The organism is Enterobacter sp. 4974935 (genome assembly GCF_058661735.1).
This window is the reverse complement of sequence record NZ_JBZWGT010000003.1, coordinates 3,332,978-3,355,856: the sequence shown is the minus strand read 5'-3', so window position 1 is coordinate 3,355,856 and position 22,879 is coordinate 3,332,978. Positions and strand designations below refer to the sequence as shown.

Here is a 22,879-nt window from a genome sequence, read left to right as displayed (position 1 = left end):
GTGTGGGCTGCTGTATCATTTTCCACTACAAGCCTTTATAAGCTTGCCTAAGAAACATTGCCGCCATGAAGTTTATCATTAAATTGTTCCCTGAAATCACCATCAAAAGCCAATCCGTGCGTTTGCGCTTTATTAAAATTCTCACCGGGAACATTCGTAACGTATTAAAACACTACGACGAAACGCTCGCCGTGGTGCGTCACTGGGACCACGTTGAAGTCCGCGCGAAAGACGAAAACAAACGTCTTGATATTCGCGACGCGCTGACCCGTATCCCGGGTATTCACCATATTCTGGAAGTGGAAGACGTTCCCTTCACCGATATGCACGATATCTTCGAAAAGGCGCTGGTACAGTACCGCGATCAGATCGAAGGGAAAACGTTCTGCGTACGCGTGAAGCGCCGTGGTAAGCATGAGTTTAGCTCCATTGACGTTGAGCGCTATGTCGGCGGCGGTCTGAACCAGCACGTTGAGACGGCGCGCGTGCGCCTGACTAATCCGGACGTTACCGTTAATCTTGAGATCGAAAACGATCGCCTGCTGCTGGTTAAGGGCCGTTATGAAGGTATTGGCGGCTTCCCGATCGGCACGCAAGAAGATGTGCTGTCGCTGATCTCCGGCGGGTTCGACTCCGGCGTTTCCAGCTATATGCTGATGCGTCGCGGCTGCCGCGTGCACTACTGCTTCTTTAATCTGGGCGGCGCGGCGCACGAAATCGGCGTACGTCAGGTGGCGCATTACCTGTGGAACCGCTTCGGCAGCTCTCACCGCGTGCGTTTCGTGGCGATCAACTTTGAGCCGGTGGTCGGCGAAATTCTTGAGAAAGTGGATGACGGCCAGATGGGCGTGGTCCTGAAACGTATGATGGTGCGTGCGGCGTCCAAAGTGGCTGAGCGCTACGGCGTGCAAGCGCTGGTCACCGGTGAAGCACTGGGGCAGGTCTCCAGCCAGACGCTGACCAACCTGCGTCTTATCGACAACGTGTCTGATACGCTGATCCTGCGTCCGCTGATCTCTCACGATAAAGAGCACATCATCGATCTGGCGCGTAAAATCGGTACTGAAGATTTTGCCCGCACCATGCCGGAATATTGCGGCGTGATCTCAAAAAGTCCAACCATTAAAGCGGTGAAGGCGAAGATCGAAGCGGAAGAAGAGAACTTCGATTTCAGCATCCTGGAAAAAGTGGTGGCGGAAGCGTCGAACATCGATATCCGTGAGATCGCCCAGCAGACCGAGCAGGACGTGGTTGAGGTGGAGACGGTCAGCGGCTTCGGTGCTAACGATACGATTCTGGATATACGTTCTGTTGATGAGCAGGATGACAAGCCGTTGCAGGTGGAAGGCGTGGAGGTGGTTTCGCTGCCGTTCTACAAGCTGAGCACCCAGTTTGGCGATCTCGACCAGAGCAAAACGTATCTGTTGTGGTGTGAGCGCGGGGTGATGAGCCGTTTGCAGGCGCTGTACCTGCGTGAGCAGGGCTTCGCGAACGTGAAGGTGTATCGCCCGTAGCCTATTGCCCGGTGGCGCTTCGCTTACCGGGCCTACGGTACCGTACACTTGTAGGCCGGGTAAGGCGTAGCCGCCACCCGGCTTTTTTTACTCGTAGTAGTTATAAATCCCTGCCGCCATCACCAGCGATGACGCCACTTCATACGCTTTCTCACGCCCGACCAGCAGGTCAATAATCTTCAGGCCAAAATCAATGGCGGTACCCGGCCCCTGGCTGGTGAGCAGGTTAACGCGCGGATCCCAGACCACGCGTTTATCCACCCACTGGTCTTCCGGAATCGTATCCTTCAGGCCTGGGAAGCCGGTCATATTGCCGATGGGGAAAATGTTGTGCGGAACCAGTACCGTACCTGCGGCCGCACAGATTGCCGCGACGATACGCCCGGAAAGATGAAACTGACGAACGGTTTCAACCAGCAGCGGGCTGTCGCGGAAACACTCCGCGCCCTTCAGACCGCCCGGCAGTACGATAATGTCGTAATCACCGTCCGCCACCTGTACAAGCGGTGCATCTGCCAGGATCTTGACCCCCCGCGAGCAGGTAATCGCCAGACTTCCGTCGCTGGCGACGCTGGCGGTGGTAACCTTAATACCACCACGTACCATCAAATCAATGGTGGTGACCGCTTCTGTCTCTTCGCTACCAGGGGCGAGGCATACCAGTGCCGATGCGCTCATACTCACTCTCCTTTCGTTTTACTAACTCAAACAGACGGCTGTTTTCCGCAACGGTAATGCCGTGTGCCCGGGCGCGTTTTAACAGATAACCGGTAATGTAATCAATTTCGGTATGCCGCATCGCCCGGACATCCTGCAACATTGAAGAGATATTTTCTGCCGTACTCTCAATGACCTGGTCGACATAATAACGTAAATCAGACTCTGAGGTGTGGTAGCCTTCGCGTTCAATGACGGCGGCAACTTCCCGGCAAATCAGCGCTAACCGATCGGGATGCTGGCGCAGATCACCGTTAGGGCAATCCAGCAGGGCAGTCAGCGGATTGATCGCGCAGTTGACCGCCAGTTTGCGCCACAGTTCTGCGCGAATGTTATTGTGCCAGGCGACGTCAGGCAGCGTGCTTTGCAGGGTATCCGCAAGATAGCTGTAATCGCCGGGCTGTTCACGCGCCGGGCCGATATGGGTGATGCCACTGGCAACATGAATAATGACGTTACCGTCGCGGCGTGCCGCGTGGGTGGTTGTTCCCATCAGCAGCGGTTGCCGGACAGACTTTAGCTCTTCAATGGTACCCATACCGTTGTGAATCAGCAGGACTGGCGTGCTTTCAGGTAATTGGGCGGCCAGGCTTTTCACCGCATCGGAGACCTGCCAGGCCTTCAGCGTGACCAGCAGCAGATCGCTGCTCGCGAGAAATTCCGGATCGTTTGCCGTCAAAGACTCGTTAAAAATTGAACCGTCTGTACCCATCACATTCACACTGCAATAGGGTTGGGGAATTCGCAGCCAGCCCTGAACGTCGTGTCCCTGTTTGCATAGCGCGCTGAGCCAGAGTTGACCAAGGGCGCCGCATCCAAGCACTGTTACTTTCATTGTTCCTCCTCACCTGCAACTGCGCCAGGTGCTAAGACGCTAAGTATAGCGCCATCAGCTAAGCTTCTCGTTATGCCTCGTTGCAGGTATTATGCAACGCAACAAAAATGAAGGGAGAAGAAAAGATGCCATCTTTCGATATTGTTTCTGAAGTTGATCTGCAGGAAGCGCGTAACGGCGTAGATAATGCTATTCGTGAAGTGGAGTCACGCTTCGATTTTCGTGGCGTTGAGGCGACCATTGAACTGAACGACGCGAACAAGACAATCAAAGTCCTGAGTGAGTCTGATTTCCAGGTCAACCAACTGCTGGATATCCTGCGCGCCAAGCTGCTCAAGCGCGGCATTGAAGGGACCTCACTTGATGTACCGGAAGATTTTGTTCACAGCGGCAAAACCTGGTTTGTAGAAGCGAAGCTGAAGCAGGGGATTGAAAGCGCGGTACAGAAAAAAATCGTTAAGCTTATCAAAGACAGCAAGCTGAAAGTGCAGGCGCAGATCCAGGGGGAAGAGATCCGCGTGACCGGAAAATCCCGTGATGACCTGCAATCCGTGATGGCGCTGGTGCGTGGCGGCGATCTCGGTCAGCCATTCCAATTTAAAAACTTCCGCGATTAAGACAATTATGCCCGGCTAAACCGGGCATTTTTTCAGGCCTTCAGCGCCTGCTCTACCTCAAAGCGGTTAGTCACTTTGCTGTCAATTTTGACATACGCACTGCGCTCTTCCGGGACAATCAGCACTTCGCTCACGCCCTCTGTCGCTTCCAGACGCTGTTGTAACGAGTCACCGATTGCCACGTCATCGGGAATTTCTACCCGCAGGCTACTCACATAGCGCGGCTCTTTCATGGTGCTGGCAACAAACAGCCAGAGCATCGCCAGTAGCGCACCGGCGAGGAACACGGTCTGAGAATCAAAAAGGCCGTCCACCCAGCCGCCGAGGGACCCGCCGATCGCCACGCCGAGAAACTGGCTGGTGGAGTAAATGCCCATCGCGGTGCCTTTGTATCCTGCCGGAGACTCTTTGCTGATAAGCGACGGCAGCAGGGCTTCCATCAGATTAAACGCCAGGAAGAACAGCTGTACACCTGCGATCAGCTCCCAGAAATGTGGGCCGGCGCCCCACAGCACAATCTCGGCAATCAACAGTAACGCCACGCAGCCCACGAAGACGCGTTTCATTTTGCGCTTCACTTCGGCGTAAATAATGAAGGGCACAACGGAGACAAACGAGATCAGCATTGTGACCAGATAAATTTTCCAGTGCTCTGCCGCCGGGAAACCTGCTGCGGCAAGTTGACCGGGCAGGGCGACAAAGGTGGACATCAGCAGAATGTGCAGGCACATAATGCCGAAGTTCAGCTTAAGCAGGCGCGGCTCTACGATGACTTTGCTGAAGCAGCCTTTGACCATCCCGGATTCACGGTTCAGGACATGGTTTTTACTGTCCGGCACAACCCACAGCGTGAGTGCGATCCCGATGGTTGCCAGCACGGCTATCATCCAGAACAGGGCGTGCAGGCCGAGTGAATGGGTAATAATCGGCCCCAGCACCATGGCAATGGCAAACGTAACGCCGAAGCTGACGCCAATAAACGCCATGGCTTTGGTGCGGTTTTGCTCGCGGGTTAAATCTGACAGCAGCGCCATCACGGCGGCGGCAATCGCCCCGGAACCTTGCAGGGCGCGGCCAAGAATAATTCCCCAGATGGAGTGGGAGAGGGCGGCGATGATGCTGCCAAGTACAAACACCAGCAGCCCGCCGACAATCAGCGGTTTGCGACCCACGCGGTCGGAGAGCAGGCCAAAGGGGATCTGGAATATCGCCTGCGCCAGGCCGTAGATACCGATAGCCAGACCAATCAGCGCTTCGCTGGCACCCTGTAACGCCATGCCATATGTGGTCAGAACGGGCAGGACCATAAACATGCCAAGCATCCGCAGCGAGAAAACAGTCCCTAAACCCCAGGTCGCACGCAGTTCACCTGGCGTCATTTTATAATCGTTCATTACCACCTCTACCAAAAAGCAGGCCATAGTTTAGGCGGGGTGATAAGTGCGGTAAATAGGTGTTTGTTTAAGAGATATTACGAGGGTGTGATAAAAGCACCCCCGGATAAAAAATTACGCCTCGACGCGCAACCCGTAGCTTTTAAATTTCTCAAGAACAATGGCAATTTCATCGTCACTGAGTACCGGAACGGGATCCACGATCGCCAGCGTGGCCAGGTAGAGTTTTGCCAGCACCTCTACCTCCTGCGCCAGCCACAGTGCCTTCTCAAGATTTTCTTCGCAGGTGATCAGGCCGTGGTGCTGTAATAGCGTCGCTTTGCGATCGCGTAACGCGACCGCGACATGCTCTGACAGCGCGCGCGTCCCGAAGGTCGCGTAAGGCGCGCAGGGAATGGAGTTTCCCCCGGCGGCGGCAATCATATAGTGAATAGCAGGAATGGGGCGGTTGAGTATCGAGACGGCGGTACAGTTAACCGCATGGTTATGGACGACGGCGTTAGCATCCGGGCGGGTCTGATACACAACCTGATGAAAACGCCATTCGCTGGAGGGCAGTTTATCCTCTTCGTGTCGCCCCTGTGCATCGACATAGACGATACTCTCTTCGGTCAGATGCTCGTAGGGAATTCCGGTCGGCGTAATCAGCATACCGTCGCGATAGCGAACGCTGATATTCCCGGCGGTGCCCTGATTTAATCCCATGCGGGTCATCTCAAGGCAGGTGTCGATAATGTCTCTGGCTAATCGGGCTCGTTCCATTTTTTATTCTCCGGGTACAGTTTTATTTTTACTGGCGGGAACGTTTGACCAGCTTCATATCGACTTTCGCCGTCTCGTTGACCGCTTCGCCGTCGATGGCTCGCTGCATCAGTTCAAACGCTTTTTCCGCCCAGGTATCTTCATCCTGCTGCATGGACCAGACGCTGTTAGGCAGGAACCCCAGCATGGGGTGCTCATCGAAGGTGCCAATATTGATGTGTTGAGGCACGGTACCGGTACGCGTCCGCAGGGCTTCGATTGCCCCTTCCAGGACGGGTAACGATGAGGCGATAAACGCCTGCGGAACACCCTGGCTGTCGATAAGCGAATCCATCAGGGCATATCCCCCCTCCGGCGTATTGTCCGGCCCTTCGATGACCCACTCGCGATGGTGAATACCGGCTGTTTTCAGGGCCTGCAAATAGCCGTTCAGACGGTCCGTAATGCTGGGCAGTGCGGTATCGCCCACAAGGAACCAGAGCGGCGTTTTGCACTCTTCCAGCATATTGCGGGCCAGTTCATCCCCCCCAGCCTCGTTATGACTCTCTACCAGCGCGTTGTCAGTAAAGCCAAAATCCCGGTCAAGGAGCACCAGTGGCTTTTGGATCTGCCGCAAATGATGCTGCTGATTTTCCAGCGTCGAGGGAACGATAAATAAGCCGTCCACGTTGCGCGCCATCAGAGCTTTTACCAGCTTGTTTTCGTAATCCACATCGTTGTAAGTACAGCTGATCATCAGCTGGTAACCCGAACGGCGGCAGCGCAGTTCGAGTTTCTCGGCGAGCGTTGCAAAGAACACGTTTGAGATGTTGGGCACGATGAGCCCCAGCGTCTCGGTTTTGTTTAACTTCAGACTGCGCGCCGAATGGTTGAGGGTATAGCCGAAGCGCTCGACGTGTTCATTAATTCGGGACTGTGTTTTCACACTGATCCGATACTGTTCGGCTTTCCCGCTCAGTACCAGCCGCACGGTGGTGACGGATAAATTCAGATCCTTCGCTATCTGTTCAACTGTTTTGGCCATCGCTACGCCTCAATCCTTAACGTACGTAAAAACTGCTGATAAAGCATACGCATCCTGCCATTACATTTCCTGCTGCATCAGGAGATTAAGCGCCTGTTGCTGGGTCCACAGCATCAGGTACGCCTCATATTTTTGCCGGTGGAAGGCCGCGGTTTCCGGCCGACGGGGGATGATATCGCCGGCTTTGACCATTTCCCGGGTGGCGTCGGTAAGCGTTGCCCATGCACCGCTCGCCACAGCGCCGCAAATGGCCGCGCCGAGAGTGACCGCATCTTCTTCGGCTAAAAGGTGAATATCGCAGCCTGTGGCATCGGCATACTCCCGCAGCCAGAGCCGGTTATGAGTAGCTCCACCACAAATGACAATGCGCGACAAGGTGTGCCCATGATGTTTCAGAGTATCCATAATGTGTCGTGTGCCGTAGGCAATGGCCTGTAGCGTGGCCAGATAGAGCCTCGCCAGCGCGCGCTCACCGGTCTCTAATGTCAGACCGACTACGCTGCCCCGGGCATCAGGACGCGAACGCGGCGAGCGGTTGCCGTGGTGATCGGCCAGAATGTGCAGGTTGCGGGTGGGATATTTTTCTTCCTGTTCAAGCGCGGCTACCCAGTCGTTGAGTAATGCCACTGGATGGCATTGCGCCGCTTCTGCTTTTGCAAACAGCTCTGCGCTGACTCCGTGCTCGCGCAACGTCCAGTCGACCAGCGCCCCGGCAGCACTTTGCCCGCCTTCCGTCAGCCAGTAGCCCGGCAGCATGGCGCTCCAGTAAGGTCCCCAGACGCCGGGCGTATGGATCTCCGTCTGACTGGCAAGCATATGGCAGTTCGAGGTTCCGCTGATGAGCGCCAGCGTGCCTTCCGGGTGTGAGCCCGTCAGCGCCACGCCACCCGCGTGGGCATCGATCATGCCGCTTGCCACAACCACTTCTTCGGACAAACCCAGAGCTTGCGCTGCCTGCGGGCTAAGTTTCCCGACGCATTCAGCGACGTCCAGAATAGTGCCGGGAATTTTTGTCAGTAAGTTTTCCAGCCCCACCGCTCTGAGCAGCGATTCGCTGAACTGCGCCTCATGCGCAAGGTAATTCCATTTGCAGGTGAGGGTGCACAGGCTGGCGACGTCCTGGCCCGTCGCTTTCCAGACCAGAAAATCGGCAAGGTCGTAAAAGCGCCAGGCCTGATTCCAGGTTTCAGGATGATGCCGCTGCAACCACAGCAGTTTTGGCAACTCCATCTCGATGCTGACCTCGCCGCCCACGTAGCACAGGGCCGGATCGCGTGTGGCATTGATGTGAACGGTTTCTTCGTGAGCACGATGATCCATCCACATAATGATGTCCTGCGATGCCGGACTGTCCGGGGAGACGCTCAGGCCGTTACCGTCAGCATCCAGCGCGACCAGCGAGCACGTGGCGTCGAAGCCAATCGAACGAATGGCGTCAGGTGAAATCCCAGAGGAGTCGACGGCTTCCCGCACCACCGCACAAACCTGCTGCCAGATTTCCACAGAGGATTGTTCCACGCGCGCATTGCTGGCGTGAAACTGCGAAATCGGACGGGTCGCGAAGCTCAAACGCTCGCCTTGCGCAGAGTAAAGCCCTGCACGAACGCTGGCTGAACCTACATCTACCCCGAGGAAATAGCCGTCACTCATCATGAACTTCCTTATTTTTTACCAAACGGATGCAGCAGTTTATCAATTTCAGGCGTGTTGATATTCTGCGCATTGACATATTTCACTGGAATATCAATTTCTTTGGCCACCGTCTGTCCGGAAATCACCGCGTTCAGCGCTTTTATGCCCTGATAACCAATCTGATAGGCGTCCTGCACCACGAAGCCCTGAATCACACCGTTTTTAAGGAAGTTAATGATGGCTTCGGTGCTGTCAAAACCGATGACTTTTACTTTGCCCTTCAGATTCTGGCTGTCGATAGCGTTCGCAACGCCCAGGGTTGAGCCTTCGTTGGTGGCATAAATACCGGCGATATCCGGGTTGGCCTGAACCATATCAATGGTTTTATCCATCGCTTTTTGCGGGTCGCCATCGCTGTATTGCACCGGCAGTACCTGAATATTCGGGTACTTCTCTTTCATCCGCTCGCTGAACCCTTCAGAGCGCTCAATGGCGGACGTCGTCCCGGCTACGTGAGCGATAATACCCACTTTCCCCTTCTGGCCTACCTGCTCCGCCAGCGCATCCGCAGCCTGTGCGCCCGCCTTACGGTTATTGGTGGCGACAAAGCTGGCCGGGATATCCGAGTTCACGCCCGAGTCGAAGGTCACCACTTTGATCCCCCGGCTGTTGGCGGTTTCGACCAGCGGGGCAAGGGCGTTTGCATCAAGTGCGGCCAGCAACAGGCCGTTTGGCTTTTGTGCCATGGTGTTTTCGACTAACTGGATCTGTTCGGCGATTTGCGTTTCATCGGCAGGGCCAACGTAGCTGGTTTTGTCACCCAACTCTTTTGCGGCAGCTTCCGTTCCCATTTTGACCGTCTGCCAGAATTCGTGCTGGTAACCTTTACTGACCACCGGCAGGTTTAAATCTTTTGCCAGCGCGCTGCTGGACAGGATGGCAACGAGCGACAGGGCGCTCAGGATATGGCTGGTTTTCATTATTTTGCTCCGTTGTAGGGTTGGCAGGGCTTGTTGTATCGAGAACCTAACGCATTCTTTTACGTAACGTGTCCAGGTAGACGGCGGCAACGACGACCACGCCCATCGCCACCATCTGCCAGAACTGGGACACGCCCATGAGATTGAGGCCGTTTTTCAGCACGCTCATAATGAACGCGCCTATGATGGTGCCGCCAATCGTGCCCACGCCGCCCATCAGACTGGTACCGCCGATCACTACCGCCGCAATGGCTTCCAGCTCATAACCCACGCCCACGGTTGGCTGGCCTGAGTTGAGACGAGAGGCGAGGATCACCCCGGCCACGCCGGTTAACAGGCCGCAGAAGGCGTAAACGAAAATTTTCACTCGCTGGACTTTGATCCCGGAAAGGTGTGCCGCCGTTTCATTGCTGCCGACAGCGTAGATATAGCGGCCCATCACCGTTTTCTTCAGGATCCACATGGCGATCAGTGCCACGATGACCAGGTAGAACACCGGATAAGGCAGAACGTCGAACAGGCGACCCTGTGCTAGCAGCTTGAACTGCGGGTAGTCAGAAAAATAAATCGCGCGGCCATCGGTCATCACCATATTGATGCCGCGTACCGACATCATTAAGCCGAGGGTGGCAATAAACGGTGGTATGGTCATTTTGGTGACCAGAAACGCGTTCACATAGCCGCAAAGTCCGCCTGCGAGCACGCCTGCCAGAATACAGACCGGCAACGGCATACCAAACCCGGCGGCGATGCCCACCGCAACCCCTGAGAACGCCACCACCGATCCGAGTGACAGGTCGATCCCGGCGGTAATAATCACAAAGGTCACGCCAATGGCCATGATGCCAATCACCGCCGTTTGCAGGGCGATAGTCATGATATTTTCAGTATTAAAGAAGAACGGTGAGCTGAAGCTGAAAAACAGAACCAGCAATACCAGGCTAAAAAGAGGCGCCAGACGCATCAGGAGCGCTTTATTTATTTTCATCGTATGACTTCCGCTTTGCGGCGATGGAACGGTAACGGACATGATTAATCCTCCAGCGTGGCGTATTGCATGATTTTTTCCTGGGTGGCGTGCTCAGCCGCTATTTCGCCGGCAATGCGGCCGCTGCGCATCACGAGTATGCGGTCGCACATTCCTAATACTTCCGGCAGTTCGGATGAAATCATGATGATCGATTTACCTTTAGCGACAAGGCGATTCATTAATTCGTAGATTTCCAGCTTGGCACCAACGTCAATTCCCCGGGTTGGCTCATCAAAAATTAAAATATCGGTGTCTTTGCAGACCCAGCGGGCAATAATAATCTTCTGTTGATTACCGCCGCTTAAATTCAGTGCCGCCTGTTCCAGATGTGGCGTTTTTATTCGCAGCGTATCCACCAGTTTCTGGCTGGACTCCCGGCAGCGTTTTTCATCAACATTACCCGCGGCGCCAGCGTAGTCCGGGTAATTGCCGAGCATAATGTTCATCTCAACAGAAAGGCCGAGGGCGAGTCCCTCTTTTTTGCGGTCTTCTGTTAAATAGCTGATGCCTTTCTCAATGGCGTCAGCCACGTCTTTAATACGTGTGGGGGTGCCGTTCAGCGTCAGGGTGCCAGCGTCGATAGCATCGGCGCCAAACAGGGCCCGGCCCAGTTCAGTTCGGCCTGCGCCCATTAAGCCAGCGAGACCGAGGATCTCACCGCGCCAGAGGGTAAAGTTGATGTCATGCAGTACACCATTACGCGTCAGGCCGTTCACCTCCAGCACTTTTTCTCTGCGCTGATGCGGCGGGCGTTTTGGGTAGATGTTATCGAGATTGCGGCCAACCATCATGGCGATAAGCTCGCCGATCTGAACCGTTTCATAATCTACGGTGGCGATGTATTGTCCGTCGCGCATGACGGTCGCGCGATCGGCGATCAGCGCCAGCTCTTCCAGACGGTGCGAGATGTAGACAATCCCCGTGCCCTGAGCCTTGAGCATCCGCGTGACGTCAAACAAACTCTCGATTTCACTTTCGGTCAGCGCGGCGGTGGGTTCATCCATGATTAGCACTTTGGCATTGACCGAAATCGCTTTGGCAATTTCCACCATCTGCTGCTGGGCTACGGTTAATTCACTGACGCGGGCGTCCGGGGCGATTTTTAAATTCAGCGTGTGCAGTATTTTCTCAACCGCCTGTCGCTGGGCGCGTTTATCTAACTGCCAGCGACTATTTTTGCAGAATTCACGGCCAATAAAGATATTCTCTTCCACGGTTAAATCGGGGAAGAGATTAAATTCCTGATGGATAATCGTAATACCTGCATGCTGAGCACTTAGCGGATCGCTGAATGATACGGATTGCCCTTCAAAGCGAATTTCACCGGCATCAGGTTGGTAAACACCGGATAATATTTTCATCAGCGTCGATTTGCCGGCACCGTTTTCACCTAAGAGGGCATGAACTTCGCCGCAGCGTAAATCGAAATCAACCTGATTCAGCGCCAGCACGCCGGGAAAGCGTTTGGTAATGCACGTCATCTGAATAAGAGTCTCTGACATTGCAAAATTCCTGTGTTGGAAAGGCAATGAATCACAAGCCACAGTGATTTAGTTAATAAGCTAACTCGACTTAGCTTTCGTCCTTAAAAGCTATTTTAGGGTTATAATTTAGCCAAATCATTTGTATTCAAATTGTGACGTCGTGCAAAGGTATTTTGTTATTTGATTGAATTTAAACGATATGTTTAGTTTTTGCTGAATCGTAATACCTGACACTGATCGAATTTTGACCTCTCATCGTGAAACTGCTCACAGATCCTGCACATTTATCTTGTCTCATTTTTAGTGTGAACCCTAAGCTAATTCGAGTTAGCAAATTTCACCACTTTCCGTTCACGGCGCTGCCTGGGCGCTTTTTCACGGCTATGCCCCTGAGACGGATAGGTTAACCAACGTGAGGAAGGGCTATGAAAACGATAAAAGCGTTACCCCGTATTGGCATTCGACCTGTTATTGATGGCCGCCGAATGGGCGTACGCGAGTCTCTGGAAGAGCAGACCATGAACATGGCTAAAGCCACGGCGGCGCTAGTCAGTGAAAAATTACGCCACCCCTGCGGTACGCCCGTTGAGTGCGTAATTGCCGATAGCTGCATTGCCGGAATGGCGGAGGCCGCTGCTTGCGAAGAGAAGTTCAGCACGTGCCACGTTGGTCTGACGATCACCGTCACCCCCTGCTGGTGTTACGGGAGTGAAACCATTGATATGGATCCGCTGCGTCCGAAAGCGATCTGGGGCTTTAACGGCACCGAGCGTCCGGGGGCAGTATATCTCGCGGCGGCACTGGCGGCGCATAACCAGAAAGGGATCCCGGCGTTTTCCATATATGGCCACGATGTACAGGATGCGGGCGACGAGACCATCCCGGCAGACGTTGAGGAAAAATTGTTGCGCTTCGCCCGCGCGGGCCTGGCGGTCGCCAGCATGAAGGGGAAAAGTTATTTGTCGGTGGGCGGCGTCTCGATGGGGATTGCGGGCTCGATTGTCGATCACAACTTCTTTGAATCCTGGCTGGGGATGAAGGTGCAGGCGGTGGATATGACCGAACTGCGTCGCCGCATCGATCATAAGATTTACGACGAGCAAGAACTTGAGCTGGCCCTGGACTGGGCGCAAGCACATTTCCGTTTCGGCGAGGATAAAAACGCGGAGCAGTATCGTCGCAATGAACAGGAGAATGCCGCGATCCTGCGGGAGAGTCTGCTGATGGCGATGTGCATCCGCGACATGATGCAGGGTAACCCAAAACTCGCTGCGATGGGCCGAGTGGAGGAATCTCTGGGCTATAACGCCATCGCGTCCGGATTCCAGGGACAGCGCCACTGGACGGATCAGTATCCAAATGGCGATACCGCAGAGGCGCTGCTGAACAGCTCCTTTGACTGGAACGGTATTCGCCAGCCGTTGGTGGTGGCGACGGAAAATGACAGCCTGAACGGGGTAGCAATGCTGTTTGGACATCTGATGACCGGTACAGCGCAAATCTTTGCCGACGTGCGCACCTACTGGTCGCCAGAGTCGGTTGAGCGTGTTACCGGCCAGAAACTCACTGGACGGGCTGAGCAGGGCATTATTCATCTGATCAACTCCGGCTCGGCGGCACTGGACGGTACAGCGGAGCAGAAAGACGCCGAGGGGAAACCGACCCTGAAACCACACTGGGACATTACTGAGCAGGAAGCCAACGCGTGCCTGGCCGCAACCCACTGGTGTCCGGCGGTGCATGAATACTTTCGCGGGGGCGGTTTCTCATCAAACTTCCTCACCCGAGGTGGCGTGCCATTTACCATGACCCGCGTAAACCTCATCAAGGGGGTGGGCCCGGTATTACAGATAGCGGAAGGCTGGAGTGTTGAGCTGCCGGAACAAGTACATGACATTCTGAATAAGCGCACCGATTCAACCTGGCCCACCACCTGGTTTGCCCCACGTCTGACCGGTAAAGGCCCGTTCAGCAACGTCTATTCAGTGATGGCGAACTGGGGGGCTAACCACGGAGTATTAACCGTCGGGCACGTCGGCGCTGATTTCATCACCCTGGCGTCCATGCTGCGCATCCCTGTATGCATGCATAACGTACCGGAGGCGCTGATTTATCGGCCGACGGCCTGGGGCGCTCACGGTATGGATCCGGAAGGGCAGGATTACCGCGCCTGTGAAAATTACGGACCGTTATACAAACATTAATCCGGCCTGCCAGCCTGCTCCGGCGGGCTGGCAGCCTGTGGGGACCGCGATGAAAAAATGTTTTCTGGTTCTCGATTGTGGCGCGACGAACGTGCGCGCCATTGCGCTGGATCCCGAAGGGAATATTGTGGCGCGCGCCGCGGTGGCGAACGAAAGCGAAAGCGCCGCTGAAAATCCGGCCTGGCACCAGTGGTCGCTCGACGCCATCATGCAACGGTTTGCCGTCTGTTGTCAGAAAATCAGCGCAGCGCTGAGCGAGCATCAACTGTGCGGAATGAGTGTGACGACCTTTGGCGTGGATGGCGCGCTGGTAGATGAGCGCGGAGAACTGCTTTACCCGATCATCAGCTGGAAATGTCCACGAACCGTGCCGGTGATGGAAGCGGTTGCCCGTTTGAGCTCCCCGGCTGAACTACAGCAGATCACCGGCGTTGGGCAGTTTAGTTTCAACACGTTGTATAAGCTAGGCTGGCTTCAGGACAACCATCCCGATCTGTTACAGCGTGCTCACGCCTGGCTTTTTATCTCCTCGCTAATCAACCATCGCCTGACCGGAAAAATGACGACCGATCTCACGATGGCCGGTACCAGTCAGATGTTCGATCTGCATCAGCGGTGCTTCAGCGAAACGATCTTAAGCAAGATCGGCGTGCCTCATTCCCTTTTCCCGCCGCTGGTTTCCCCCGGAGAGATGATGGGTGAACTGCAGCCCGACGCTGCATCCAGACTCGGATTGCCTTGCGGTGTGCCGGTGATCTCCGCCGGGCACGATACGCAGTTTGCCCTTTTTGGCGCCGGTGCGGGAATTAATGAGCCGGTTCTCTCTTCGGGAACCTGGGAGATTTTAATGGCGCGCACCTCGCAGGTTGATACCGCTTTACTGGGGCAATACCCGGGCGCGACCTGCGAACTGGATAGCCGGACGAGGCTCTATAATCCGGGAATGCAATATCTGGCGTCTGGCGTACTGGAGTGGATCCGCGCGCTGTTCTGGTCGCCTGATGTCAACTGGGACACTATTCTGGCTCAGGCGGCGGCAATTCCGTACGGGGCGGATGGCGTCACGATGGATACCCAGTTGCTCGATTCTCCGCTCGCCGGCTGGCAGGGCGTTACGCTCACCACCACGCCAGCCCATTTTTACCGCGCAGCCCTGGAAGGACTCACGGTGCATCTGCAAGAAAAACTCCAGGCGCTGGAGGCGATCGCACAATTTAAGGCGCGTGAACTCCTGCTGGTGGGGGGAGGTAGCCGCAATATGCTGTGGAATCAGCTCAAGTCCAATGCGCTTGGGATCCCGGTGAAGGTTCTTGAAGATGCAGATACGACCGTGCTGGGGGCGTCTTTGTACGGATGGTGGGGCGTCGGAGAAACGGCCAGCGCTGAGGCTGCTCGCGATCGGGTCCACTATCGTTACCGTTATTTCTATCCTGAGGAGCAAAGCCGTGCTTAAAACGATATCCCCACTGATTTCACCCGAGCTGCTGAAAACGCTGGCAGAGATGGGCCATGGTGACGAGATTATTTTTGCAGACGCTCACTTTCCCGCGCACAGCCTGGGGCCAAAGACGATCCGCGCAGATGGCCTGCTCATCAGCGATTTGCTGGCCGCGGTGATACCGCTGTTTGAACTCGACAGCTATGCGCCACCGCTGGTGATGATGGCCCCTGTCGACGGGGATACGCTCGATATACAGGTAGAAGCACGCTATCGCAACGCACTCTTTGGTGAGGCGGAAGGGGAGGGGATTATGCGTATTGACCGTTATGCGTTTTATGCGCGGGCACAGAAAGCGTACGCCATTGTGGTGACAGGCGAGACAGCGAAATACGGTAATATACTGTTAAAGAAAGGGGTTACGCCGTACCAATAAAAAACGCCGGGTTAAACCCGGCGTTTTCACTTCAGTCTTCTTACCAGACGTACGTCAGCAGGCTTTGTGAATCTGGCACCATGAAGTCTACGGACATCATCACGGACAGGGAGGTGATGGCGACAATCGAGAACACAAACAGCTTGCGTGCCCAGACCTTGTCATCTTCCACTTTGTAACCGCGCAGAGCCATGCCGAGCCACCAGACGCTCACCGCAGCGGCCACCACCAGATATTTATATCCGGCGTAACCGCCCAGAGAGAGCATCAGCGTTGCCACGGCAAAAGCGATGATGTACAGCGTGATGTGGTTTTTGGCAACTGAGATGCCTTTCACGACCGGCAGAACCGGAATGTTCGCTGCCTGATAATCCTTAAAGCGGAAAATCGCGATGGCGTAGGAGTGCGGCATCTGCCACAGGCTAAAGATAGCCAGCAGGATCAGCGCACCGCTGTCGAACTCGTTCGTGACGGCGCAGTAGCCAATCACCGGCGGCGCAGCGCCGGAGAGAGAACCAATCAGCGTGCCGTAGACGGAGTGGCGTTTCATATACAGGCTGTAGACGCCTACATACACCACGAACCCCATCACCCCCAGCCAGCAGGCCAGCGGGTTAGCACCAAACCACAGCAGCATAAAGCCAGCAATACCCAGCAAGGTGGCGTACACCAGCGAGACGGAAGGAGCAATCAGGCCTTTAACCAGCACCCGATTTTTGGTCCTTTCCATCTTCTTGTCGATATCCATGTCGATGTAGTTGTTAAATACACAACCGGACGCAACCACCAGTGACACACCGACCAGCGTGTAAATAAAGAGGGTGTAATCAATGCTGCCTTTAGAGGCCAGCAGGAACCCTCCGATTACGGAGATCAGGTTGCCAAAGATGATGCCTGGTTTCGTGACTTGCAGGTATTGCTTAAACATACTCGCCGCTCTTAGTGAACCATCATGTTGTAGTTAAGGTTCCACATAATCCAGATGGAACCGACTACCAGGATAGCGATGATAATCACGGTAAAGATAAAGGCCGTCATGTTCCAGCCTTCATCGGACTTGGTGTTCATGTGCAGGAAGCAAACCAGATGCACCAGAATCTGAATCACCGCGGTCACCAGGATTGCGCCCAGGATAACCGGCTTAGATGCAGAACCGTTCATCACCATCCAGAACGGGATCACCGTCAGGATGATCGACAGGATGAAACCTGTCATGTAGGTTTTTACGCTGCCGTGGGAAGCGCCATGATCGTTAGAATGACTCATTACATCGCCCCCATCAGATAGACAACAGAGAACACACAGATCCATACCACGTCCAGGAAGTGCCAGAACAGGCTCAGGCACATGATACGGGTACGGTTAGTACTGGTCAGGCCGCGACGGGAGATCTGGAACATCAGCACTGCCATCCAGATCAGACCAGAGGTCACGTGCAGACCGTGGGTGCCGACCAGCGCGAAGAACGCTGACAGGAAGCCACTGCGATCCGGACCAAAGCCTTCCGCAATCAGGTGATGGAATTCATAGATTTCCATCCCGATAAAGCCAGCACCAAACAACCAGGTCAACGCCAGCCAGGAAACAACCTGGCTTTTGTTGTTTTTGTACATGGCGATAGCCGCCATGCCGTAGGTGATGGAGCTGAATAACAGCAGTGCGGTTTCAACCAGAACGAACGGCAGTTCAAAGATGTCCTTACCGGTCGGGCCGCCCGCTGTGCCGTTCACCAGAACGGCATAGGTTGCGAACAGACAGCAGAACAGGATGCAGTCGCTCATCAGGTAGATCCAGAAACCGAAGACTTTCGTCGGTCCTGTATCATGGTGCGCATGTTCATGCGCGTGGGCAGTCGAGTGCGCCAGAGTATCAGTTGCCATTTTTCAGCCCCGCTTTAGAAATCTCGTCAAAATGCTGGTTTTCCAGCTTTTCAACTTCACGGACTGGTACGTAGTAGTCCACGTCCTCGTCAAAGCTCTTCACAATCCAGCTGATTACGATGCCAGCGAAGCCAACAATCGCCATCCACCAGATGTGCCAGATCATTGCGAAACCAAATACCGTTGCGAAGGCGGCAATCACGATGCCCGCACCGCTGTTTTTCGGCATATGGATCTCTTCGTAATGTTCAGGTTGCTTGTACGCTTCACCTTTTTCTTTCATTTCCCAGAATGCGTCACGCTCATGAATGTGCGGCACTACGGCAAAGTTATAGAACGGAGGTGGAGAAGAGGTAGACCACTCCAGCGTACGGCCACCCCACGGGTCACCGGTCAGGTCGCGGTTCAGGTTACGGTCACGGATAGACACGTAGTACTGAATCAGCTGGCACAGGATACCGCAGGCAATCAGCGCGGCGCCGCCCGCTGCAATCATCAGCATCGGATGGAACTGCGGATCGATCTGCTGGCTCAGACGACGGGTCATCCCCATGAAGCCCAGCACGTACAGCGGCATAAACGCCACGAAGAAGCCGATGATCCAGAACCAGAACGCGCGTTTGCCCCATTTTTCGTTCAGGGTGAAACCGAACGCTTTTGGCCACCAGTAGGTCACACCTGCGAAGCAGCCGAAGACGACGCCGCCGATGATAACGTTATGGAAGTGCGCAATCAGGAACAGACTGTTGTGCAGGACAAAGTCAGCGCCCGGAACCGCCAGCAGCACGCCGGTCATCCCACCTACGGAGAAGGTCACGATGAAGCCGATGGTCCACAGCATCGCTGAGTGGAACTGGATACGGCCCTGGTACATGGTGAACAGCCAGTTGAAGATCTTAACCCCGGTCGGGATCGCGATAATCATAGTGGTAATACCGAAGAAGGCGTTTACGTTGGCGCCCGCACCCATGGTGAAGAAGTGGTGCAGCCAGACGATGAACGACAGGACGGTAATACACACGGTTGCCCACACCAGAGAGGTGTAACCAAACAGACGTTTACGCGAGAAGGTTGCCGCGATTTCGGAGAACACACCGAACACCGGCAGAACCAGGATGTACACTTCCGGGTGACCCCAGGCCCAAATCAGGTTGATGTACATCATCATGTTGCCACCCATATCATTCGTGAAGAAATGGGTACCCAGATAGCGATCCAGGGTCAGCAGCGCGATGGTGACGGTCAGAATTGGGAACGACGCGATAATCAGGACGTTGGCGCACAGAGATGCCCAGGTAAATACTGGCATCTTGAACATCGTCATACCTGGTGCACGCATCTTCAGGATGGTCACGAAGAAGTTAATACCGGTCAGGGTGGTACCGACACCGGAGAGCTGAAGCGCCCAAATCCAGTAGTCAACGCCCACGCCCGGACTGTACTCAATTCCCGAAAGTGGCGGGTAGGCCAGCCAGCCGGTCTGAGCAAATTCGCCCACACCCAGTGACAGGTTAACCAGGATAACGCCGACAACGGTGAACCAGAAGCTCAGGTTGTTCAGGAACGGGAACGCAACGTCGCGCGCGCCGATTTGCAGCGGAACGACAACGTTCATCAGACCGATTACCAGCGGCATCGCCACGAAGAAGATCATGATAACGCCGTGAGCGGTAAAGATCTGATCGTAGTGGTGCGGTGGCAGGAATCCGGCTTCGCCCGCAGACGCAAGCGCCTGCTGGCTACGCATCATGATTGCATCCGCAAAGCCACGAATTAACATGACGATACCGACGATGCAGTACATGATGCCGAGTTTTTTGTGGTCAACCGAAGTCAGCCACTCGTTCCACAGGTAGCTCCACTTACCGAAGTAAGTGATCAGGCCAACTAAGGCCGCGCCACCAATGATAATTGCAGCAATCGTAACCATGATAATGGGTTCATGGTACGGCACCGCATCCAATGTCAATTTTCCGAACATTTTCTTCCTCGGCCCCTTAGTGAGCGGTTTCCGCGTGGCTCATGTCCATGCCTTCCATACCCTGGTGCGTGTTGTGCTCGCCTTCAGGCTGGGTCATGTCCATGCTCATGCCGTGATCCATAAATTTGCCAATAACATCTTTGAACAGATTCGGTTTCACGTTAGAGAAGTACTCCACCTTGTTGTATTCGCTAGGTGCAGCCACTTTTTCGAACGCCGCCATGTCAGACATGGTGTTTGGAGACTGCTTCGCTTTTGCAACCCACTGGTCGAAAGTCGCGCGGTCTGGCGTAGCGATAGCTTTGAACTTCATACCCGAGAAGCCCGGGCCACTATAGCTGGCGGAGATACCGTCGTAGGTGCCTGCTTCATTCGCAATCAGATGCAGGTTAGTCTGCATACCGGCCATCGCGTAAATCTGGCTGCCCAGACGTGGGATGAAGAAGGAGTTCATTACGGAGTTGGAGGTCACTTTGAACTGAACCGGAGTGTTCGCCGGGAAGGCGATTTCATTCACGGTAGCAATGCCCTGTTCTGGATAGATGAAGAACCATTTCCAGTCCATGGAGACCACTTCAATGGTAATGGGTTTTTCATCGTGAACCAGCGGTTTGCTCGGCTCAAGTGCGTGAGTGGTTTTCCAGGTCAGTACAGCAAGGAACAGGATGATCAGAATAGGTACCGTCCAGACCACAGCTTCCACTTTATTGGAGTGTGACCAGTTAGGGCTATACTTCGCATCTTTATTGCTCGCACGATACTTCCAGGCGAAACCAACAGCCATCAAGATGGCAGGAATAACCACAATCAACATCAGGCCAAAAGCCGTCAGTATCAATGAACGTTGTTCCAGTCCAATCTGTCCTTTGGGGTCTAGTAGTGCAGAATCGCAGCCACTGAGTAATACAGTGCCTGCGAATAATGACAACCATCCCAAACTTTTATTGTATTTCCTGAGTCTCATTTAACGACCTCAATTCCACGGGAGTCTGGTGGCGTTTAAAGTGTGGGGGCATTTTACGGGAAGGTTACATTACTGTAAACATCATTAGCCCTGTGTCAGGAAGGTGTTACCGGGTTCTGCCGCACATGTCACAAGTGTTGCAAATTATGTCGCGTTTCCAGACGGAAGCCGCACGGAGTGGGCGTTATAACGAAAGGGTGTCCCAGCATACCGCAAAAGGGACAATTGGTATAACCATTGCGAAAAACACACAATTAGTTAACAATTAATTATCAATAAAAAGACAACTAAAAAACGAAAATTCAATGTTTCGAATGCTGAATCGTTTAATGAAAAATAGCGTAGCGAAATAAGCTCCAATAATTTCCGAATGCTATCCCGCACAAAACAACAAATATTTTTTTTGTCGATGGCGGTTATTTCACCGTTATAATTTCGGGCTGTTATTACAACGGGAAATAACCTTTCGCTTTTTACTTCATGTCATCTGCGTCTTTCGTAATGACATGAAATCCAGCATCCCACCCGTCAGGATCCCCGCCAGGGCGAGAAACACACCTGCATCAAGCAGAAGGGTTTCAAAAGGAAGTGACAAGTCGGTAGTCGCATTCATGATGAGCACCGTGAGCCACCCTACCAGGGCAAGACAACCTGCCATTAGCAGACGCAGGGCAAACCGATAGGCAGCGTGATATTCCGTGCGCGGCATGAAGTGTTCCGTCCGCTGGGTATATTCCAGCGTCTGGCGACAGACCAGCAGCAATAAAATCCCCGGCACGGCCGCCACCACCGAGAAGAGATAAAAGGTCGGCCAACCGTAGGCTTCAACAAACCAGCCCGCGACGGGGCCAACGTATACGCGCCCGACGGCGGAAAGGGCAGAGAGCAGCGCAAACTGGGTAGCGGAAAATGACTTATTGCACAGCGTCATCAGCAGGGCGACAAATGCCGCAGTGCCCATACCGCCGCACAGGTTCTCAAAGAATACCGCCGTCCCCATACTGATCATATTCTTGTCGGTGATCGACAGCAGCCAGTAACCGGCATTCGATGCGCCCTGAAGTATGCCAAATATCAGCAGAGCGCGGAACAGCGTCAGGCGCTGCATCAATACGCCGCCGTACAGCGCGCCGACAATCGTGGCAAACAGCCCCAGGGTTTTGTTCACCACGCCGACCTCGCCCGCATCAAACCCGACGCCGCGGATCAGGAAGGTAGTGGTCAGACTCATGGCGAAAGCGTCGCCAAGCTTATAAAGGACAATAAGCAGCAGGATCAGCCAGGCATTATTGCGACCAAAGAAGTCGCGCAGCGGTGCGGCGACGGCCTGCTCCAGCGAGCGTGGAACCGGGATCACATCGCTCGGTTCAGGCGCGAACAGGGTGGCAATAATGCAGGGGATCAGCAGTGCTGCCATCAGCCAGTACATGCCCTGCCAGCCGAGATAGCGGTCAGCAAGCCACAGTGCGAGTCCGCCGGAAACCAGCATACCCAGGCGGTAGCCGAGCACGCTGATTGCCGCACCGGCGCCACGCTCTTCCGCTGGCAGGACGTCCGTTTTCCAGGCGTCAAAAACAATGTCCTGCGAGGCGGAGCAGAAGGCGATGACCACCGCAAGCGCGGCCATCCAGCGCAGCTGCGTTGACGGTTCAAGGAAACCCATTGCGGCAATGGCGAGCAACAGCAGCACCTGCGTCATCACTAACCAGCCGCGACGGCGCCCGAGGAACGGTGGGGTATAGCGATCCATCACTGGCGACCACAGGAACTTAAAGACGTAAGCCTGGCCGACGAGCGAGAAGAAACCAATGGTTTTAAGATCGATGTTCTCAACCGTCATCCACGCCTGTAACGTGCCGGAGGTGAGCGCAAGGGGTAAACCGGAGGCGAAACCCAGGATCAGCAGAATAGCTGATTTCGGTTGCTGGAAAATGCGTAAGTAGTGACTGGACATGTTCTTATGAACTGACCCGGTGAAGCACCGGGT

The 22,879-nt window shown here is 54.5% G+C and carries 20 protein-coding genes; 5 read left to right on the top strand and 15 right to left on the bottom strand.

Annotation, left to right across the window (positions count from 1 at the left end):
* Positions 1–65 precede the first annotated feature (65 nt).
* The gene (gene thiI / locus AC4OVS_RS17365; RefSeq protein WP_022647230.1) at positions 66–1,514 is read left to right on the top strand and encodes a tRNA uracil 4-sulfurtransferase ThiI; all 1,449 of its coding nucleotides are present in this window, start codon (positions 66–68) and stop codon (positions 1,512–1,514) included.
* An 87-nt stretch (positions 1,515–1,601) separates the two neighbouring features.
* Here the strand turns inward: thiI and yajL are convergent, their stop codons facing one another.
* Together yajL and panE are read right to left on the bottom strand one after the other, a co-directional pair.
* The gene (yajL, locus tag AC4OVS_RS17360; RefSeq protein WP_023305575.1) at positions 1,602–2,192 is read right to left on the bottom strand and encodes a protein deglycase YajL; all 591 of its coding nucleotides are present in this window, start codon (positions 2,190–2,192) and stop codon (positions 1,602–1,604) included.
* On the bottom strand, positions 2,155–3,066 hold the full coding sequence (gene panE, locus AC4OVS_RS17355) for a 2-dehydropantoate 2-reductase (protein ID WP_046620560.1): 912 nt from the start codon (positions 3,064–3,066) through the stop codon (positions 2,155–2,157). Before panE ends, yajL begins: the two co-directional genes overlap by 38 nt.
* Positions 3,067–3,191: 125 nt before the next feature.
* Between panE and AC4OVS_RS17350 the strand changes: the two genes are divergently transcribed.
* Positions 3,192–3,683, top strand: coding sequence for a YajQ family cyclic di-GMP-binding protein (locus AC4OVS_RS17350; protein WP_022647233.1), 492 nt, complete (start codon positions 3,192–3,194; stop codon positions 3,681–3,683).
* A 32-nt stretch (positions 3,684–3,715) separates the two neighbouring features.
* Here the strand turns inward: AC4OVS_RS17350 and AC4OVS_RS17345 are convergent, their stop codons facing one another.
* The 7 genes from AC4OVS_RS17345 to AC4OVS_RS17315 form a co-directional block, all read right to left on the bottom strand.
* The gene (locus AC4OVS_RS17345) at positions 3,716–5,077 is read right to left on the bottom strand and encodes an MFS transporter (protein ID WP_126490094.1); all 1,362 of its coding nucleotides are present in this window, start codon (positions 5,075–5,077) and stop codon (positions 3,716–3,718) included.
* Between the two features lie 114 nt (positions 5,078–5,191).
* Positions 5,192–5,839, bottom strand: a complete 648-nt coding sequence (gene fucA / locus AC4OVS_RS17340) for an L-fuculose-phosphate aldolase (protein WP_017383181.1) — start codon at positions 5,837–5,839, stop codon at positions 5,192–5,194.
* 28 nt (positions 5,840–5,867) lie between these two features.
* Positions 5,868–6,863 (bottom strand): LacI family DNA-binding transcriptional regulator, encoded by a 996-nt coding sequence (locus AC4OVS_RS17335; RefSeq protein WP_023299444.1) that lies wholly within the window; start codon positions 6,861–6,863, stop codon positions 5,868–5,870.
* A gap of 60 nt (positions 6,864–6,923) precedes the next feature.
* A complete protein-coding gene (locus AC4OVS_RS17330; protein ID WP_032670931.1) occupies positions 6,924–8,513 on the bottom strand; it encodes an FGGY-family carbohydrate kinase in 1,590 nt (529 codons plus the stop codon).
* A gap of 11 nt (positions 8,514–8,524) precedes the next feature.
* Entirely contained in the window at positions 8,525–9,475 is a 951-nt protein-coding gene (locus AC4OVS_RS17325; RefSeq protein ID WP_000858088.1) for an ABC transporter substrate-binding protein, read from the bottom strand.
* A 46-nt stretch (positions 9,476–9,521) separates the two neighbouring features.
* Positions 9,522–10,505, bottom strand: a complete 984-nt coding sequence (locus AC4OVS_RS17320; protein ID WP_022647237.1) for an ABC transporter permease — start codon at positions 10,503–10,505, stop codon at positions 9,522–9,524.
* A 2-nt stretch (positions 10,506–10,507) separates the two neighbouring features.
* Positions 10,508–12,007 (bottom strand): sugar ABC transporter ATP-binding protein, encoded by a 1,500-nt coding sequence (locus AC4OVS_RS17315; RefSeq protein WP_023299446.1) that lies wholly within the window; start codon positions 12,005–12,007, stop codon positions 10,508–10,510.
* 407 nt (positions 12,008–12,414) lie between these two features.
* Between AC4OVS_RS17315 and fucI the strand changes: the two genes are divergently transcribed.
* The 3 genes from fucI to fucU are packed head-to-tail and all read left to right on the top strand — an operon-like array spanning position 12,415 to position 16,067.
* On the top strand, positions 12,415–14,193 hold the full coding sequence (gene fucI, locus AC4OVS_RS17310; protein ID WP_491922593.1) for an L-fucose isomerase: 1,779 nt from the start codon (positions 12,415–12,417) through the stop codon (positions 14,191–14,193).
* Between the two features lie 49 nt (positions 14,194–14,242).
* The gene (gene fucK, locus AC4OVS_RS17305) at positions 14,243–15,646 is read left to right on the top strand and encodes an L-fuculokinase (protein ID WP_491922592.1); all 1,404 of its coding nucleotides are present in this window, start codon (positions 14,243–14,245) and stop codon (positions 15,644–15,646) included.
* Positions 15,639–16,067 (top strand): L-fucose mutarotase, encoded by a 429-nt coding sequence (gene fucU, locus AC4OVS_RS17300; RefSeq protein WP_023299449.1) that lies wholly within the window; start codon positions 15,639–15,641, stop codon positions 16,065–16,067. Before fucK ends, fucU begins: the two co-directional genes overlap by 8 nt.
* A 40-nt stretch (positions 16,068–16,107) precedes the next feature.
* Here fucU and cyoE read toward each other — a convergent pair whose 3' ends face one another.
* The 6 genes from cyoE to ampG form a co-directional block, all read right to left on the bottom strand.
* Positions 16,108–16,995: a heme o synthase gene (gene cyoE, locus AC4OVS_RS17295; protein ID WP_022647242.1), complete on the bottom strand. Its 888-nt coding sequence runs from the start codon at positions 16,993–16,995 to the stop codon at positions 16,108–16,110.
* Positions 16,996–17,006: 11 nt separating this feature from the next.
* The gene (locus AC4OVS_RS17290) at positions 17,007–17,333 is read right to left on the bottom strand and encodes a cytochrome o ubiquinol oxidase subunit IV (protein WP_006809888.1); all 327 of its coding nucleotides are present in this window, start codon (positions 17,331–17,333) and stop codon (positions 17,007–17,009) included.
* On the bottom strand, positions 17,333–17,947 hold the full coding sequence (locus tag AC4OVS_RS17285; protein ID WP_022647243.1) for a cytochrome o ubiquinol oxidase subunit III: 615 nt from the start codon (positions 17,945–17,947) through the stop codon (positions 17,333–17,335). Before AC4OVS_RS17285 ends, AC4OVS_RS17290 begins: the two co-directional genes overlap by 1 nt.
* The gene (gene cyoB, locus AC4OVS_RS17280; RefSeq protein WP_006809887.1) at positions 17,937–19,928 is read right to left on the bottom strand and encodes a cytochrome o ubiquinol oxidase subunit I; all 1,992 of its coding nucleotides are present in this window, start codon (positions 19,926–19,928) and stop codon (positions 17,937–17,939) included. The genes AC4OVS_RS17285 and cyoB overlap by 11 nt, the downstream gene beginning before the upstream one ends.
* A 16-nt stretch (positions 19,929–19,944) precedes the next feature.
* Positions 19,945–20,892 (bottom strand): cytochrome o ubiquinol oxidase subunit II, encoded by a 948-nt coding sequence (gene cyoA / locus AC4OVS_RS17275; protein WP_006809886.1) that lies wholly within the window; start codon positions 20,890–20,892, stop codon positions 19,945–19,947.
* Positions 20,893–21,370: 478 nt separating this feature from the next.
* Positions 21,371–22,846: a muropeptide MFS transporter AmpG gene (gene ampG, locus AC4OVS_RS17270; protein ID WP_022647245.1), complete on the bottom strand. Its 1,476-nt coding sequence runs from the start codon at positions 22,844–22,846 to the stop codon at positions 21,371–21,373.
* Positions 22,847–22,879: the final 33 nt, after the last annotated feature.